We start from the raw sequence: 16,558 nt of genomic DNA, 5'->3' as shown, positions 1-16,558 counted from the left end.
AGAAAAACGCGTACGCTTTTCCTGTAATTAAAATGATTTGATACTTGATAACAAGTACAAGTAAAATGTTATCATCAGGACTTCCCAAAGTCAAGATTATAAACATTATTTTTTTATAATCATTATAAATAAGGATTTTTCGTGGCAAAAATGATAAAGGAACAGCCCTCTGTACATTCCATAACTGGAAACAAAGGGCTGCCTGTAGGTGGTAATATAATTACGCCTGTTTCTGAATAGCCGCCACGATCAGATCGCCCATTTCGGTCGTGCTGATCGCTGTGCTCTTGTCTACAGCAATATCACTCGTGCGGTGTCCTGCATTCAATACATCCGACACAGCTGCTTCAATGGCATCCGCACCTTCTGCATAACCAAAGGTTGTACGGAACATCAACGCCAAAGAGAGAATGGTTGCAATCGGATTAGCGAGGCCTTGACCTGCGATATCCGGTGCAGAACCGTGTACCGGCTCATAGAGTCCAAAGCTGCCCTCTCCCAGTGATGCAGATGCGAGCATACCGATGGAACCTGTCAACATCGCTGCTTCATCACTCAAAATATCTCCGAACATGTTTTCCGTTACGATGACATCGAAGCTGGACGGACGACGCAGCAATTGCATTGCGCAGTTGTCTACCAGTACATGCTCCAGTTCAACATCCGGATAATCCGGTGCTACCCGGTTCACGACTTCACGCCAGAGACGGGAAGTTTCCAATACGTTGGCTTTGTCTACAGAAGCCAGCTTTTTGCGACGTCCTTGCGCAATTTCGAATGCCTGACGAACGATCCGCTCCACTTCTGTTACATTATATGCACATGTATCTACTGCCTCTTCGCCCTGTGCACTTTCACGTCTGAACTTCTCACCGAAGTAGATCCCACCTGTCAATTCACGTACCACCATCAGATCTGTACCTTCCAGTACTTCAGGCTTCAGAGTTGAAGCATCTTTCAAGCAATCAAATACGACAGCCGGACGCAGGTTGGAGAACAATCCAAGTGCTTTGCGAATACCCAGTAGGCCTGTTTCCGGGCGAAGTTCCTTGCTGTTGTTATCCCATTTTGGACCACCAACCGCTCCAAGCAGGACTGCATCTGCACTTTTACATACACTCAGCGTTTCTTCAGGAAGAGGTGTACCCTTCTCATCAATCGCGATTCCACCAAACAGCGCATGTTCTGTCTCAAAACGATAACCGAATACTTCCTCCGTACGTTTAAGAACTTTCTCAGCCTCAGCTACGACTTCTGGGCCAATTCCGTCACCTGCAATAACTGCAATTTTTTTCACGTCTGCCATTGGGTTGTCCACTCCTTATATTCATTCATTAATTATTCATAAAGTAACGTCTCATATTAACTCTCTCTTTTGTATCATATTCCAAGGTCATTTGACCAAGATATACAATCTATGACTTTAATAGATTTTACCTATAAGCTAATAGAGATTGGCCTTTCCAAGTTGTTCCTGACCTCCCGCTGGGGTAAAATATAGCTGAATTCAAATCAGGTACGCAGGAGGGATAAGCAACATGCAATATTCGTATTTGGGTAAATCAGGCCTCAAGGTCAGCCGAATCTGTCTCGGTACCATGAATTTCGGGCCTGCTACAGATGAAAAAGAAGCTTTCCGCATTATGGACGCAGCACTTGATGCAGGCGTGAACTTTTTTGATACCGCTAACATCTACGGTTGGGGTGAAAATTCCGGCCTTACCGAAGAAATTATCGGACGCTGGTTCAACCAGGGTGGGGGCAGACGTGAGAAAGTGGTTCTGGCCACCAAAGTCTATGGCTCCATGCATGATGATACAGACGGCCCCAACAACGAAGCTGGCCTCTCCGCCTACAAAATCAGACGGCATCTGGAGGGTTCCCTCCGCCGCTTACAGACCGATCATATCGAGCTATACCAGATGCATCATGTAGACCCTGCCATATCGTGGGACGAGCTGTGGGGGTCGTTCGAGAATGCCGTTCATCAGGGTAAAATCGGTTATGTAGGATCGAGTAACTTTGCTGCATGGCAGATTGCAATCGCTCAAAGTGAAGCCAAGAATCGTCATTTCCTCGGCCTGGTTTCCGAACAACATAAATATAGCCTCAACTGTCGTTTGCCTGAGTTGGAAGTACTGCCCGCTGCCAAAGAGCTGGGCCTCGGCGTCATTCCATGGAGTCCACTGGATGGTGGTTTATTGGGACGTAACGCTCTGCAGAAGCTGGAAGGAACACGCAGCGGGGGCATCGCTGGACGGATTGAGCAGCAGCAAACTCAGCTTGAAGACTTTGCCGCACTGTGTCGTGATCTCGGTGAACCACAGGATACGGTGGCTTTGGCATGGGTTGCAGCCAATCCCGCAGTGACCGCCCCGATTATCGGACCACGTACGCTGGAGCAGTTTGAGACCGCACTCAAATGTCTGGATGTAACATTGGATGAAGCCGTGCTCAAACGTCTGGATGAGATTTTCCCAGGTCCAGGTGGACAGGCACCTAATGCATACGCGTGGTAATAGCTTGATGGCGTAAGCCAATGCAATAGGTAATCGTAGAAAAGGTTCTGTGTTTCACTGCCATAATTATATAATTACAAGCAAAAGAGTCTGACCCTCCACAGGAGAGTCAGACTCTTTACGTCCCTCACTACACGTAACAAAGCAAGCCGAACGATCTACCAAATCAATTCAGATCGAGATAGATCTTCCTAGCAGCGTACATACGTCCCAGCTTTAAGTTCAGTTCAAAGAAGGTGGTGTGCTTCTTTCATCGGAGCCTACAGGTTAACGTTTACACGGTTCGTATATGTTTTGCGCTTCTCAATCAATTGATTCAGGCCGTCTACATAGGCACGTGCACTTGCACCCAATATATCTGTGCTTACGCCACGTCCTTGTACCGAAACCTGATTCTGAGTCAGCACAACATGCACTTCACCCAATGCATCCTTACCATGCGTTACCGATTTGATGGAGTAGTCAGACAACGTTACGTCTTCCCCACTCACTTGGTCAATCGCATTGTAGATTGCATCTACCGATCCGTTACCCTCTGCTTGCTTCTCAATCGTATCCCCGTCAAGCGTTGCAATGCGGACTTTGGCCGTTGGTACCGATTCGTCTCCGTACGTTACGAAGATGGATTCCAGTTTATACACCTCAGGTGCATCCTGCAATTTCTCTTCAATTACGGCAAGCAGATCTTCGTCAGTAACTTCTTTTTTCTTATCAGCCAGATCTTTGAACTGGGCGAAAGCCCGATTCAATGCTTCTTCTTCCAGCTCATATCCCAGATCAATCAATCGTTCACGGAAGGCATGACGACCAGAATGTTTACCCAGTACAAGTTTACTTTCTTTCAGACCGATGGACTCTGGAGTCATAATCTCATACGTTGTTTTTTCCTTCAGCATGCCGTCCTGGTGAATGCCGGATTCATGTGCGAAGGCATTTGCCCCAACAATGGCTTTGTTTCCAGGCACAACCATACCTGTCAAACGGCTAACCAAACGACTGGTCCGTGCAATCTCAGACAACTGCAGCGATGTTTTCGCCTGGAAAAATTCCTGACGTGTCTCCAGTGCCATAGCAATTTCCTCGATCGCCGTGTTCCCGGCACGTTCACCAATGCCATTGATTGTACCTTCGATCTGATCGGCTCCGTTGAGAATGGCTGCAAGTGTATTGGCCGTCGCCATACCCAAGTCATTATGACAGTGGGCACTCAGCTGTACCTTTTCAATACCGTGTACATTCTCCTTGAGATGTTTGAAAATGTTTCCGTATTCATATGGGCTCAGGTAACCAACCGTATCCGGAATATTCACGACGGCTGCACCTTCTTCAACAGCCATATTCACCATTTCCACGAGGAAATCATATTCGGTACGACCTGCATCCTCAAGGGAGAATTCGATCTTCGAGAATGTTTTCTTTGCATAACGAATCGCGGAACGAGCTGTATCCAGTACCTGCGCTTTGTCCATGCGCAATTTATGTTGGCGGTGGATAGGCGAAGTTGCCAGGAAAACGTGAATGCACGGGTCCTGTGCACCTTTAAGTGCTTCCTTAACCGCATCAATGTCTTGCTCTCTGGAACGGGACAAGCCAATTACAGTCACATTTTTGACCGCATTTGCTACTGCATTGACAGCTGCCAGATCACCTGGAGATGCCGCCGGGAAACCCGCTTCCATCCGGTCAATGCCAAGCCGCTCGAGCTGATGGGCAATTTCCACCTTTTCACGAGTGTTCAGATTGACTCCCGGGGATTGCTCTCCATCACGCAGCGTTGTGTCAAATACATAGATTTTACGCACGCTTCGCACCTCCTGTACTTGTTATTATATGTTTCTCTGAACCAGCAATAGCGGCTCACGCATAAGCACGGCCGCTATTCCCAGTTAAGCTCTAAGTTTACTTGATTACCTTAAAGTGCATGTTCTAGAAGTTAATGCTTACTTCTTGATCCAGTGCATCATCTCACGCAATTGTCCGCCAACCACTTCGATTGGGTGTTCAGCTTCGTTACGACGAGTTGCTGTCAAGAATGCACGTCCGGATTGGTTTTCCAGGATGAAGTCGCGTGCGAATTTACCTTGTTGGATATCCGTCAGTACTTCTTTCATTGCTTTCTTCGTATCTTCAGTTACCACGCGAGGTCCAGTTACATAGTCACCGTACTCAGCTGTGTTACTGATGGAATCACGCATGCTTGAAAGTCCACCTTCATACATCATGTCAACGATCAGCTTCAGTTCGTGCAGACATTCGAAGTATGCCATTTCAGGAGCGTAACCCGCTTCTGTCAATGTTTCGAATCCAGCTTTTACCAATGCACTCACGCCACCACACAGAACAGCTTGCTCACCGAACAGATCTGTTTCTGTTTCTTCACGGAAGGAAGTTTCGATAACCCCTGCGCGTGTACAACCGATACCTTTAGCATAAGCCAAACCGATTTCTTTAGCTTTACCCGTTGCATCTTGCTCAATAGCGATCAGGCCTGGTACACCAAAACCTTCCACATAAGTACGACGTACCATGTGACCAGGGGACTTAGGAGCTACCAGCAATACATCGCTGTTTTTTGGAGCAACGATTTGACCGAAATGAACGTTGAAACCGTGTGAGAAGAGCAATGCAGCGCCTTCTTTCAGGTTTGGTTCGATTTCGTTTTTGTATACAGAAGCTTGAGTTTCGTCTGGCAGCAAGATTTGAACTACATCTGCGCGGCTTGTTGCTTCAGCCGGGGACAGAACTTCAAATCCGTCATTTTTTGCAGTGTCGAAGGATTTACCTTCACGAAGTCCGATGACTACATTCAATCCACTATCACGAAGGTTTTGAGCTTGGGCGTGGCCCTGGCTACCATAACCGATTACCGCGATCGTTTTTCCTTTCAATACGTTAAGCTCTGCATCCTGTTCATAATAAGTAGTTACTGGCATGTTTATAAGTCCTCCTTTGTATTGTAAAGAACCCTTCATTAATGAGCGGGTGTCTCAAGGGACCGACTCGCTTGGAGTGTCAAAAGCATCTCTGGTCTGATCCGATCCGTTCAGACACCCGTCCATTAATGCGGGAATGTAGCTATATTTTCAAGCGTTACATCACTAAAATGTTAAATTACAGCTGTTAAGGGACTGACACTCACATAAGATCAACTGTATATGTTAGCTAACCGTCGTCCCTCTTCACTCATTATAACTTTATACGTTGCCGCGTACCAATGCAGTTATGCCTGTACGGGACAATTCTCGAATGCCATATGGCTTGAGCAATTCAATCATAGCATCAATTTTGTCCGTATCTCCAACTACCTGCACAATCAGGCTGCCTGGACCAACATCTACAACGGATGCGCGGAATGTTTCTACCACACCCAGAATCTCAGGACGCTCGGAAGGCTCTGCTTTCACTTTGATCAGGGCAAGTTCCCGGGCTACCATCGGTTTCAGGCTGAAATCAACCACTTTAATAACATCGATGATTTTGTACAATTGTTTCTCAATCTGCTCCAGCGTTTTATCGTCACCAATGGTGACAATAACCATCCGGGAGAGTCCAGGTTCTTCCGATTGACCTACTGTAATACTCTCAATGTTAAATCCGCGTCGACCGAACAACCCTGATACCCGCTGAAGGACGCCTGGCTGATCGTTAACCAATATTGAAATCGTATGTCTAATCATTCGTCAGCATCCCCCATCAGCATTTGATCAATTGTTGCTCCCTGCGGAACCATTGGATACACATTTTCATCCTTGCGTACTACGAATTCTACAACGACTGGTCCTGGTGTATCCAAAGCTTCCTGCCAAGCACGCGCTGCTTCTTCTTTATTCGTTGCACGTAATCCTTTCACGCCATATGCTTCAGCCAGTTTTACAAAATCCGGGCTTCCTGCCAGATCAATGTGGCTGTAACGGTTCTCATAGATGAGTTCCTGCCATTGGCGAACCATTCCGAGTACCTGATTGTTAATGATCACAATTTTTACCGGTATATTGTTAATGGCACAGATTGCGAGTTCTTGGGAACACATCTGCATTCCGCCGTCACCGTTAATGGAGATAACGAGTCTGTCCGGATTGGCCATCTGAGCACCAATGGCAGAAGGGAATCCAAAGCCCATCGTTCCGAGACCACCCGAAGTTACCCATGAACGTGGTTGATTAAACTTGTAATATTGTGCTGCCCACATCTGATGTTGTCCCACATCCGTAGTCACAATCGCTTCACCTTTGGTTGTATCATTCAACATTTCAACAACCCACTGCGGTTTCAGCACTTCGTCTGAATCCGTATAGCTGTAAGGCTTCTCTTGTTTCCACTGTTTGATCTGGTCTCTCCATGCATCTGCACGCTCTGCACGTCCAACTTCTTTGTTGGCTATTTCAAGTACGGTCTTCACATCACCAACGATTGGAATATCGGTTGCAATGTTTTTACCAATCTCAGCCGGATCAATATCGATATGGACGATTTTGGCATGTGGAGCAAATCCGTCCAGCTTACCTGTTACCCGATCATCGAATCGTGCGCCGATATTGATCAGCAGATCCGACTGTTGGATGGCCAGGTTGGATGTGTATGTTCCGTGCATTCCTGGCATCCCTGTCCATAGTTCATGCCCACTTGGGAATGCACCAAGCCCCAGAAGGGTTGTCGTAATCGGAATGCCTGTCTTCTCAACAAACTCGAACAGTTCTTCATGTCCTCCCGAGTATACCACACCGCCACCAGCCAGAATCATTGGACGTTCTGCTTCCTGAATGGCCTGAGCCAAACGGTCAACCTGCAGTTTGTTTGGTACTGTCCGTGGATTGTACCCTCTTAATGTAACAGGTTCAGTACTCGGTTCAAACAAGGTTTTGTTGGCTGAGACATCTTTCGGAATGTCGATCAGTACAGGACCTTTACGGCCGGTGTTGGCAATATGGAATGCCTCATGAATGATACTCGACAGATCCTTAACATCTTTTACCAGATAGCTGTGTTTGGTGATCGGCATTGTAATCCCGGTAATATCCGCTTCCTGGAAAGCATCCGAGCCGATCAGGCTGGAATTAACATTTCCCGTAATGACAACCAGCGGCACAGAATCCATATATGCCGTGGCTATTCCAGTAACCAGATTGGTTGCTCCCGGCCCGGAGGTAGCGATACAAACACCAACTTTGCCGCTTGCACGTGCATATCCGTCAGCTGCATGAATTGCACCTTGTTCGTGACGGGTTAAGACGTGTTTGAAATCCTCGAAACCATACATTGCATCGTAAATGTACAACACTGCGCCACCCGGGTAACCAAATACGCAATCCACACCTTCAAGCAACAAGCTTCTCAGCAGAATCTCGGAACCGCTAATGACCTCCGGCTTCATCCATTTTTCACGTAATTCATCTGTCGATCGTACTTCTGGAATTTGAGCTCCCATTAGTCATCCTCCTCTCGGAATTTACACCATTCTGACATTTAAAGTTACAAAAAAAACCTTCCATCCCCTGCAAACAAGTTCATGCTTGCGAGGGACGAAAGGTTATCGCTTCCGTGGTACCACCCAACTTTGCCCGAAATTTCGCAATAACGGACCTTACCAGGTACAACAAAACGAATAGCTCAAACGAACATAGTCGTTTCCCATACCTGTTGTCTGTAACGCAGACATACGATTTTCCCTAATACGCGAAAGGAGTGACATCCAGTGCTTTTCAGGAAAACAGCTCCGAGGTGAGCTCGTATATAAGGGATAATGGTGGTGGTTTCAGCAATTCCAGCCACTCTCTGAGCAAAAGAGCCCTTAAAACTTCGTCCTCTTCATAGCCGATGAAATATTCTCGTTAAATGTTAGGAACATTATATGATTCCTCCAACCGATAAGTCAATACCTGTTTTGCATAAAAATTCAGAGAACCTTCCTTCCTCCCTCTTCAGCCTATAAGGTTGCCCTAATCCCAGCGCTTCATTCAGTCACCTTTTATCTTGCTTCGGGCATAGGATATACGAGCAGCACGACTGGTCCTGAAAGGAGGCTCCGCATGGTGATTCGGCAACGCACATCTAAGCTGGATGATGGCGCCATCATGAAGCTGATTGACACTCAACTTGTTCCTTTATCCCATATGAGCGAAAAGGAAATTAATAAAATCCGCAAAGAAATACCCCTGCGAATGAACAGGGGCATGACCTTTGTTGTCTCGCCGGAGCCAGACAAAGCTGCTGTGGCATTCATCCATTTTCTCATGCATGGGGAATTGCTCTATGTCGATATGATGGCCGTTAGTCCGAAAGAACAACGCAAACGTTACGGGCAAACTTTGTTGCTCAAAGCAGAGAGTTTTGCGGTATCTCGGGGTTGTCGAAGATCTAAAGTGATGGTGGATGAGGGCAATACCAAAGGGCTTCAGTTTTATCAAAAAAATGGATACAGTGCGATTCGATACATCATGATAAGCCGCTGCTACGAATTGGAAAAAACATTATAGAATGTCCTAGAAAAATCCTGGTGGGCGTGGACCTGGACCATAAGGGCCGAATCCAGGACCAGGTCCATATCCGCCACCAGGTCCCCCAGGTCCATATCCCGGTCCGTAGCCTGGACCATATCCAGGGCCTGGTTTTGGTCCAGGTCCATATCCGGGACCGAAGCCGGGACCACCTCCATAAGCATAAGGAAGTGTGGCAATAGCGAGCAGATCAAACAATACCAGTGGCAGAATCGCTTTTGTACGTACTTTTTTGCCATTCAAACGCTTGAGTACCAGTTTGTTGCCCGATACTTTCAACAGCTTTCCCGTAACCCGAGTGCCGTCTTTTTTGATTGCAACAATATTTTTGCCTATTAATTTCATCGCTTCATTACGCGTAACTTGTTGTTTCATACTTTCCCCTCCTCCTCGGATCGTTCAAAACAGTGTATTCGTCCATCACTGAATTCGCCTGTTTCTTTGTCCCTACCTGAAAATATGGGTATCTGCACGAGAACCAAGTTAAACGTGAAAAAGCGGCTTGGTGATGCTCAAGAAAACAAAAAAAAGGCCCGCACAAGGCGGACCCTTTATCAAAACTCTGAATAGCTAAACTGATATGGAAAAGGTTGTTACCTTTTACCCGGATCATATGCTTCACCGAGTGCAGACGGAGCCGAAGAACGCCCAACCGCTGCAACGAGAACGATGATGGTAAGCAGGTAAGGCAACATAAAAATAATTTCCTGGGGAATACTTTGTGACCATTCAAACAACTGTACATAGTTTCGGATCGCTTGTGAGAATCCAAAGAAGACAGCCGCACCAAAGGCACCAATCGGATTCCACTTACCAAAGATCATAGCTGCAATGGCAATATAACCTTGGCCGGAAACCGTATTGTGTGAGAATGTACCCGTAGTCGTCAACGTAATCGCAGCTCCACCAATGGCCGCAAGCGCACCACTGATCATAACGCCAATATAGCGATAACGAAGCACTTTAACACCAACCGTATCAGCCGCACTTGGATGTTCACCTACAGAACGAAGGCGCAGACCAAATGGCGTTTTGAACATGATGTAATACGTCAGGAATACGAACAGAATGGCCAGATATGTCGTTGGATATACGTTCTTGAAGAAGGCTTCTCCAAGCAAAGGAATGTCTTTCAACAATGGCACATCAAACTTGCTGAAGCCTTGAACCAACGGTGAATCACCAGAACCTTCAAACAACAGTTTAACCAAGTACAACGTACTTCCTGCTGCCAAAAAGTTAATGACAATACCACTGATAATCTGGTCTGCCTTAAATGTGATAGACGCAACAGCATGAATCAGAGATACCAGTACGCCCAATACAATCGCGAGCAAAACCCCCATCCAGGCCGATGTCGTTCCGCCCATGCCCGATTCTTGAGCATAATGCGCCCCGATTCCAGCTGCAAAGGCACCAAAGACCATAAAACCTTCAAGTCCAAGGTTGGTTACACCTGATTTTTCCGAAAAAATTCCGCCAAGTGATGCAAAAATCAATGCCGTAGCAAAGACAAGCGTCGTATTGATAATTTGCCCAATTGTCAACAAGTCCATCTACAACACCTTCTCTTTCTTACGCTTCGAATAGAACGGTTTAAGTATCCAGCGCACGATGCCTTGTGCCGCAATGAAGAAGATAATCGAACCGATCACAATCCGAATAATCTCAGGCGGAACATCCGCAGCAAAACTCATACCTGCAGATCCGTACGTGAGGGTACCAAACAATACTGCCCCCAATAACACCCCAAACGGATGATTCAAACCAATCAGGGCAACCGCAATTCCGTCAAAGCCTGTTCCCGGTGAACCCGACATTACGGTTTGGTATTGGAACACACCAAGAACCTGGAATGCACCACCAAGACCGGCAAGCATACCACTGATAAACATCGCTTTTACGATATTCCGGTTAACATGCATACCTGCATATTCAGCCGCATTAGGGTTGTAACCTACCGCGCGGATTTCATAACCTTGTTTTGTTTTCCACATATAGATATAAAAGAGCACAGCCATCACAAGGGCAATCAACGTCCCCATGTGTACACGGGAATTGCCCATCAGCTCAGAGAGCCATGTCAAACTAATCGAAGCCGATTCGCTGATATCCACGGAACGATTCTCGCCCTTCAACAGCAAGAATTGGCGAACGATAAGGTTGGCGAGATATAGACCAATCCAGTTCAACATGATACTACTGATAACTTCATTGACCCCACGTGCCGCCTTTAGATAACCAGCAATCGCGGCCCACAGACCACCAAACAATGCACCGGCAATCAAAGCCAGTGGCGCATGAAGGTAGATCGGCAAACCTGCAAACTTAACACCAACAAATGTTGCAGCGGTCATACCAACCAGAAATTGACCTTCTCCCCCGATATTAAACAACCCCGCACGTGATGCAAATGCAAATGCTAGTCCAGTCATAATTAGTGGTGTCATTTCCCGTACTGCTTCACCAAAGTTGTACATGTCGCCAAATACCTTGGTGAACAATGCACCATAGGCTTCAATTGGATTGTAACCACCAATCAGCATGACAACTCCACCGAGAATAAGACCCATAATAATAGCTACTACAGGTAAAATAAATGAATCTCGGGTAAACCATTTCAATACGTTATTCATGCGCAGTACCTCTCTTTTGGGTGCTGCCCGCCATCATCAAGCCGAGCTCCCTGTCATTGGTTTCTTCCGGCAGCACCTCACCAACGATCTGGCCTTCATAAATAACAGCAATTCGGTCAGATACATTGATAATTTCATCAAGCTCAAATGAAATCAGCAGAACAGCCTTCCCTTGATCGCGCTGTGCAATCAGTTGCTTTTGCACGAACTCAATAGCCCCTACATCCAAACCACGTGTTGGTTGCGCAGCAATAAGCAGTTCAGGGTTTTTATCTACCTCACGGGCGATAATGGCCTTTTGCTGGTTTCCTCCGGACAAGGACCGAGCTTTGGTCTCGATGCTTGGTGTACGCACGTCAAAAGCCTCAACAAGCCGCTTCGCCTGCTGTTTGATGGCATCGAAGTTAAGGAACCCTTTACGGGTGTATGGTGCTTTATAATACGATTCCAGAACGATATTTTCGCTCACTGAAAAATCAAGTACAAGTCCGTGTTTATGTCGATCTTCCGGAATGTGGGCTACACCCGACTCCGAGATATGGCGAGGAGAATGATTGGACAGCTCCTTGCCCTCCAAAAGAATCGAACCGCTCTCTACTTTACGAAGTCCGGTAAGAGCTTCAATCAGTTCACTTTGACCGTTACCATCCACGCCTGCGATTCCGACAATCTCTCCTGCACGTACGTTCAGGTTAAGTTGGTTCAGAACCGAAATACCTTCTTTATTCTTGGCCGTTAATTTACTGACTTCGAGCACATTGGCTCCAGGTGTAGCCGGTTTTTTGTCCACTTTGAATGTGACATTCCGCCCCACCATTTTCTCAGCCAGCTCATTCGGATTCGTTTCCGAAGTTTTGACCGAATCAATCACTTTACCCCGACGGATAATCGTTACCGTATCGGAGATTTCCATGATTTCTTTCAGTTTGTGCGTGATCAAAATAATGGACTTTCCTTCAGCTACAAGCTTCTTCATGATGATCATCAGTTCTTTGATCTCTTGAGGAGTCAATACAGCTGTAGGCTCGTCAAAAATCAGAATGTCTGCACCGCGATACAACGTTTTAACAATCTCTACACGTTGCTGCATTCCGACAGAAATATCATGAATTTTGGCATGAGGATTCACCTTCAGTCCATACTGTTCGGAAAGACGCTGAACTTCAGCGGCTGCTTTTTTATAGTTAATATTGAGACCCTTCGTTGGTTCAGATCCCAAAATAATGTTCTCTGTTACCGTGAACGGCTGTACAAGTTTAAAATGCTGATGCACCATGCCTATGCCAAGATCGATCGCTCGATTAGGGCTGTCAATGATGACAGGCTTGCCATTCACTTCAATGGAACCTTCATCTGGCTGATAGAGACCAAATACAATATTCATCAACGTTGACTTACCAGCGCCGTTTTCGCCCAGTAGCGCATGGATCTCGCCTTTACGAAGCTGAAGGCTGATGGCGTCGTTGGCAACAATGCCTGGGAAACGCTTCGTAATTTGTTTTAACTCAACGACGGGGGTTGCTGCACCCATGTAATCACCCTTATAACTGATATAGTGTGGTTCCGCAAACGTAAAAAAAACGTCTATCGACGTACTTTCAAAAAAGACAGACCGCGCTTAGCTGAAGTTTTTCTTGCGATAATCGAATGGTTCAGCTCATTAAGAACATATCAATTCCATTATCTTAAGAAAAGCTCCTACTGGAGCGTTGGTGCACAATGACCTTGTACAATTGTTATGATGACTTGATCAAATGTTCCTGTTCTTGCAATCATAAGGCCGGTCAAGACCGGCCCCAATGATTATTCATTTGCGACTAAGATCAAAATTACTCCGTAGGAACTTTGATTTCGCCGCTGATGATTTTTTCTTTGTACTCTTCCACTTTTGCAAGTGTATCAGCAGGTACATTGGCAGTAGAGGTATCAGCAATACCTACGCCGTTTTCTTTCAAAGTCAGGTTCTCGGAACCGCCAGCGAATGTACCATCAACTACTTCTTTGTTAACGCGCTTAACTGCTTCGTCAACTTTTTTGATCATGGAAGTCAGTGTGATCTCATCACCAAACTCAAGAGATTGGTCTTTGTCAACACCGATAACCCATACATCTTGACCTTGTTTCTTACGAGCAATTGCTTCGTTAAACACACCGTTACCTGTTGCTCCAGAAGCGTGGAAGATAATATCTACACCTTCATTGTAAAGTGTTGCTGCTGCTGCTTTACCAAGGTCAGGTTTATCAAATGCACCTGTGTAGTTAGAAATGAATTGAGCATCAGGGTTAACTGCTTTAACGCCTTCTCTGAATCCTACTTCAAACTTTTTGATCAGTGGGCTTTCCATACCGCCTACAAAACCAATTTTGTTGGATTTTGTTGTCAGACCAGCTACAACACCAACCAGGTAAGACCCTTCTTCTTCAGCAAATGTTACGGATTTAACGTTAGGAGCATCAACAACACTGTCGATGATCGCAAGTTTAGCATCAGGGTTTTGCTCAGCTACAGTTTTGATTGCATCAGCCAATTGGAAACCGATACCCCAAGTCAGATCATATCCACCTTTAACGAATTCGTTCAGGTTAGGAATGTACTCTTCATCGGATTTACTTTGCAGATATTTAACAGCAGTACCTGTTTCTGTTTCAGTCGCTTGCAGAGCTTCCCAAGCGGATTGGTTAAAGGATTTGTCATTAACTCCACCTACGTCAGTAACCATACCGATATTGAGATCGGATTTAGCTTCAGTAGATGTGCCACCTGTATCTCCTCCGGCATTTGTTTCTTCTTTCGGTTTGCTACCGCAACCTGCGAGCATAACCGATACCGCCAGCAACATTACCAAAGACAAGCTGAGCATCTTTTTCATTTCTCTTTTTCCCCCTTAATGATATATCCCTCATTCCAATCCAGCCTACAATTGAACGGTTAACAGATAGCAGGAATGACTTTTATGCAGAATGTATGGTTTCTTCGACATTAAAAGCGCATTCTCACCCTTGAAGCATCCTATCATCTGTCGAAAAACCGAACATTATGACATGGAGAGAAAAATCTAGGACTAGCCTACTAGAGGTGATTATACAATCAACCAGTGTTAAAATCCAGATGTTTCATCACCAAATATCACATATTTTTGTTCTTTTTTTATTGAAAACGCTTAATAATTTAGCGTTTTAACACACTAACGTTACAACGATGTGATGTTATATAACAAAAACATATCGCGAACTTTAGTGATGAGTGGGATTTACCTGTTTTTATTTGTATTATTTCACCGTTCGTATTTTATGTATTCCTATGGATCGTTATTCACCAGTTATCTGGTTTCATTGTTCCCTTCCAGACTATAGCCTATTCGCTCTACTCATTCAGAGATTCATCTTCGAATTTCTTCCAAGCCGTAAAAAAAGCCGCCATATAGGTACGGCGGCTTGTATCATACAATTTAAGCGTTGATTTTGCCTTTAGCTACAGTAGCCAAAGAGTTGAACGCATTGATGTCGTTAACGGCCAGATCAGCCAACATTTTGCGGTTCATGTCTACTCCAGCAAGTTTCAAACCATGGATCAGTTTGTTGTAAGACAAACCATTCATACGTGCTGCAGCATTGATACGAACGATCCACAGTCTGCGGAAGTTACGTTTCGTGTTGCGACGGTCACGGTATGCGTATACCAGGGATTTCATTACTTGCTCGTTAGCTGTTTTAAAAATACGGTGTTTGGAACCGAAATAACCTCTTGCCAGTTTCAAAACCTTTTTATGACGACGACGTACTACAAAACCGCCTTTTACTCTTGCCATATTAAAGAACCTCCCAAATAAATATAAATGTATCCGTGGTATGTGTACGGCCGTAGCCGATCCCCCATACGGAATGTACTAATTAGAATTAGCCTTTCAAGTTAGCCAAGCCTTGTTTCAAACGTCTAACATCCCCGGCAGCCATAACTGGGTTACCGTTCAGAACGCGCTTAGCACGTTTGGATTTGTGGGAAAGCAAGTGGTTTTTGTGAGCTTTGTAACGAAGGACCTTACCGGAACCGGTAATTTTGAAGCGTCCTTTCAAACTGCTGTGTGTTTTCATTTTAGGCATTTTGTGTTTCCTCCTCCAATGTTATCAGGCTTTAGGAGCCAAGATCATGATCATACTGCGGCCTTCCAATTTTGGTTGACGTTCAACAGTACAAAGTTCTGCAACTTCTACCTTAACGCGCTCCAAAATCCGTTGACCAATCGCGGCATGTGCAATTTCACGTCCGCGATAACGAACAGAACATTTCACTTTGTCGCCTTCGTTCAAAAACTTAACTACATTACGAAGCTTCGTTTGATAATCGTGCTCCTCAATATTGGAACGGAACCATACTTCTTTAATATCAACAATTTTCTGGTTCTTACGGGCTTCTTTATCTTTCTTTTGTTGCTCATAGCGGAATTTGCCATAGTCCATAATACGACACACCGGCGGTTTAGCCTGTGGTGCCACATTGACCAGATCCAAATTCAGGTCAATCGCCATTTGCAGTGCTTCGCGAATGGGCGTAATCCCAATTTGTTCTCCTTCAGCTCCGACAAGGCGTACTTCCTTCGCCCGAATCTCATCATTAATCATGTGATCTTTACTAATAATCGTCCACCTCCAGGTCATTTTGAATATCCAGTTAAACAAAAATAAAAGGGATGCCGGTCAAGCTACCGACATCCCTGTAATCAACACAATTCTTCATGAGTATACACTTCATAAATTATTGGGATCGTTGACCAGCCAACATGTTTGTTGATCAGGTGAGAAGTCGGACTTCTACTTGTGATTCCATTGCTATTCGCTTTAAGGCACTTGAATACTATATCACCTATGAAATACATTGTCAACATTCTTCACAACTTTTTTTCGTGAATTA

The 16,558-nt window shown here is 45.4% G+C and carries 15 protein-coding genes; 2 read left to right on the top strand and 13 right to left on the bottom strand.

All coding sequences use genetic code 11. The annotated features are described in order from the left end of the window. Nucleotides 1-220: 220 nt before the first annotated feature. Nucleotides 221-1,306, bottom strand: coding sequence for a 3-isopropylmalate dehydrogenase (leuB, locus tag MKY44_RS06925; RefSeq protein WP_017689651.1), 1,086 nt, complete (start codon nucleotides 1,304-1,306; stop codon nucleotides 221-223). 232 nt (nucleotides 1,307-1,538) lie between these two features. Here leuB and MKY44_RS06920 point away from each other — a divergent pair, with 232 nt between their 5' ends. After that, entirely contained in the window at nucleotides 1,539-2,519 is a 981-nt protein-coding gene (locus tag MKY44_RS06920) for an aldo/keto reductase (RefSeq protein WP_341006560.1), read from the top strand. A gap of 260 nt (nucleotides 2,520-2,779) precedes the next feature. Here the strand turns inward: MKY44_RS06920 and MKY44_RS06915 are convergent, their stop codons facing one another. From MKY44_RS06915 to ilvB, 4 genes are all read right to left on the bottom strand, one after another. Further along, the gene (locus MKY44_RS06915; protein WP_036610154.1) at nucleotides 2,780-4,321 is read right to left on the bottom strand and encodes a 2-isopropylmalate synthase; all 1,542 of its coding nucleotides are present in this window, start codon (nucleotides 4,319-4,321) and stop codon (nucleotides 2,780-2,782) included. A 138-nt stretch (nucleotides 4,322-4,459) separates the two neighbouring features. Further along, complete coding sequence (ilvC, locus tag MKY44_RS06910) at nucleotides 4,460-5,452, bottom strand: ketol-acid reductoisomerase (protein ID WP_036669754.1); 993 nt, start codon at nucleotides 5,450-5,452, stop codon at nucleotides 4,460-4,462. A 261-nt stretch (nucleotides 5,453-5,713) separates the two neighbouring features. Further along, the gene (ilvN, locus tag MKY44_RS06905; protein WP_024628317.1) at nucleotides 5,714-6,196 is read right to left on the bottom strand and encodes an acetolactate synthase small subunit; all 483 of its coding nucleotides are present in this window, start codon (nucleotides 6,194-6,196) and stop codon (nucleotides 5,714-5,716) included. Next, complete coding sequence (gene ilvB / locus MKY44_RS06900) at nucleotides 6,193-7,944, bottom strand: biosynthetic-type acetolactate synthase large subunit (RefSeq protein WP_036610160.1); 1,752 nt, start codon at nucleotides 7,942-7,944, stop codon at nucleotides 6,193-6,195. The genes ilvN and ilvB overlap by 4 nt, the downstream gene beginning before the upstream one ends. A gap of 604 nt (nucleotides 7,945-8,548) precedes the next feature. On the opposite strand from ilvB, the gene MKY44_RS06895 reads away from it, so the two are divergent. Then, nucleotides 8,549-8,992: a GNAT family N-acetyltransferase gene (locus tag MKY44_RS06895; protein ID WP_036611020.1), complete on the top strand. Its 444-nt coding sequence runs from the start codon at nucleotides 8,549-8,551 to the stop codon at nucleotides 8,990-8,992. Nucleotides 8,993-8,998: 6 nt separating this feature from the next. On the opposite strand, the gene MKY44_RS06890 is transcribed toward MKY44_RS06895, so the two are convergent. The 8 genes from MKY44_RS06890 to infC all read right to left on the bottom strand — a co-directional run bounded on the left by MKY44_RS06890 (nucleotide 8,999) and on the right by infC (nucleotide 16,269). After that, nucleotides 8,999-9,388 carry a hypothetical protein gene (locus MKY44_RS06890; RefSeq protein WP_341006559.1) on the bottom strand — a complete coding sequence of 130 codons (390 nt, stop codon included), beginning with the start codon at nucleotides 9,386-9,388 and terminating at the stop codon, nucleotides 8,999-9,001. Between the two features lie 218 nt (nucleotides 9,389-9,606). After that, the gene (locus MKY44_RS06885; RefSeq protein WP_047842245.1) at nucleotides 9,607-10,569 is read right to left on the bottom strand and encodes an ABC transporter permease; all 963 of its coding nucleotides are present in this window, start codon (nucleotides 10,567-10,569) and stop codon (nucleotides 9,607-9,609) included. Further along, complete coding sequence (locus MKY44_RS06880) at nucleotides 10,570-11,649, bottom strand: ABC transporter permease (RefSeq protein ID WP_036610168.1); 1,080 nt, start codon at nucleotides 11,647-11,649, stop codon at nucleotides 10,570-10,572. After that, complete coding sequence (locus MKY44_RS06875; protein WP_036610171.1) at nucleotides 11,642-13,180, bottom strand: ABC transporter ATP-binding protein; 1,539 nt, start codon at nucleotides 13,178-13,180, stop codon at nucleotides 11,642-11,644. The genes MKY44_RS06880 and MKY44_RS06875 overlap by 8 nt, the downstream gene beginning before the upstream one ends. 298 nt (nucleotides 13,181-13,478) lie before the next feature. Beyond that, nucleotides 13,479-14,519: a BMP family lipoprotein gene (locus MKY44_RS06870; protein ID WP_341006558.1), complete on the bottom strand. Its 1,041-nt coding sequence runs from the start codon at nucleotides 14,517-14,519 to the stop codon at nucleotides 13,479-13,481. A gap of 579 nt (nucleotides 14,520-15,098) precedes the next feature. Further along, nucleotides 15,099-15,458 (bottom strand): 50S ribosomal protein L20, encoded by a 360-nt coding sequence (rplT, locus tag MKY44_RS06865; protein ID WP_017689664.1) that lies wholly within the window; start codon nucleotides 15,456-15,458, stop codon nucleotides 15,099-15,101. Nucleotides 15,459-15,546: 88 nt separating this feature from the next. Further along, complete coding sequence (gene rpmI / locus MKY44_RS06860; RefSeq protein WP_017689665.1) at nucleotides 15,547-15,750, bottom strand: 50S ribosomal protein L35; 204 nt, start codon at nucleotides 15,748-15,750, stop codon at nucleotides 15,547-15,549. A gap of 24 nt (nucleotides 15,751-15,774) precedes the next feature. After that, on the bottom strand, nucleotides 15,775-16,269 hold the full coding sequence (gene infC, locus MKY44_RS06855; RefSeq protein ID WP_017689666.1) for a translation initiation factor IF-3: 495 nt from the start codon (nucleotides 16,267-16,269) through the stop codon (nucleotides 15,775-15,777). Nucleotides 16,270-16,558 lie beyond the last annotated feature (289 nt).

The organism is Paenibacillus sp. FSL R7-0026 (genome assembly GCF_038004485.1).
GTDB classification, from domain to species: Bacteria; Bacillota; Bacilli; order Paenibacillales; family Paenibacillaceae; genus Paenibacillus; species Paenibacillus xylanexedens_A.
The sequence above is the reverse complement of the archived record's forward strand: the minus strand, read 5'-3'. Positions and strand labels throughout refer to the sequence as shown.

Bases quoted from the DNA above. Each gene is read 5' to 3' on its own strand.
- leuB (WP_017689651.1), bottom strand. From the start codon at position 1,306: ATGGCAGACGTGAAAAAAATTGCAGTTATTGCAGGTGACGGAATTGGC.
- MKY44_RS06920 (WP_341006560.1), top strand. From the start codon at position 1,539: ATGCAATATTCGTATTTGGGTAAATCAGGCCTCAAGGTCAGCCGAATC.
- ilvC (WP_036669754.1), bottom strand. From the start codon at position 5,452: ATGCCAGTAACTACTTATTATGAACAGGATGCAGAGCTTAACGTATTG.
- ilvN (WP_024628317.1), bottom strand. From the start codon at position 6,196: ATGATTAGACATACGATTTCAATATTGGTTAACGATCAGCCAGGCGTC.
- ilvB (WP_036610160.1), bottom strand. From the start codon at position 7,944: ATGGGAGCTCAAATTCCAGAAGTACGATCGACAGATGAATTACGTGAA.
- MKY44_RS06890 (WP_341006559.1), bottom strand. From the start codon at position 9,388: ATGAAACAACAAGTTACGCGTAATGAAGCGATGAAATTAATAGGCAAA.
- MKY44_RS06885 (WP_047842245.1), bottom strand. From the start codon at position 10,569: ATGGACTTGTTGACAATTGGGCAAATTATCAATACGACGCTTGTCTTT.
- MKY44_RS06880 (WP_036610168.1), bottom strand. From the start codon at position 11,649: ATGAATAACGTATTGAAATGGTTTACCCGAGATTCATTTATTTTACCT.
- MKY44_RS06875 (WP_036610171.1), bottom strand. From the start codon at position 13,180: ATGGGTGCAGCAACCCCCGTCGTTGAGTTAAAACAAATTACGAAGCGT.
- MKY44_RS06870 (WP_341006558.1), bottom strand. From the start codon at position 14,519: ATGAAAAAGATGCTCAGCTTGTCTTTGGTAATGTTGCTGGCGGTATCG.
- rplT (WP_017689664.1), bottom strand. From the start codon at position 15,458: ATGGCAAGAGTAAAAGGCGGTTTTGTAGTACGTCGTCGTCATAAAAAG.
- rpmI (WP_017689665.1), bottom strand. From the start codon at position 15,750: ATGCCTAAAATGAAAACACACAGCAGTTTGAAAGGACGCTTCAAAATT.
- infC (WP_017689666.1), bottom strand. From the start codon at position 16,269: ATGATTAATGATGAGATTCGGGCGAAGGAAGTACGCCTTGTCGGAGCT.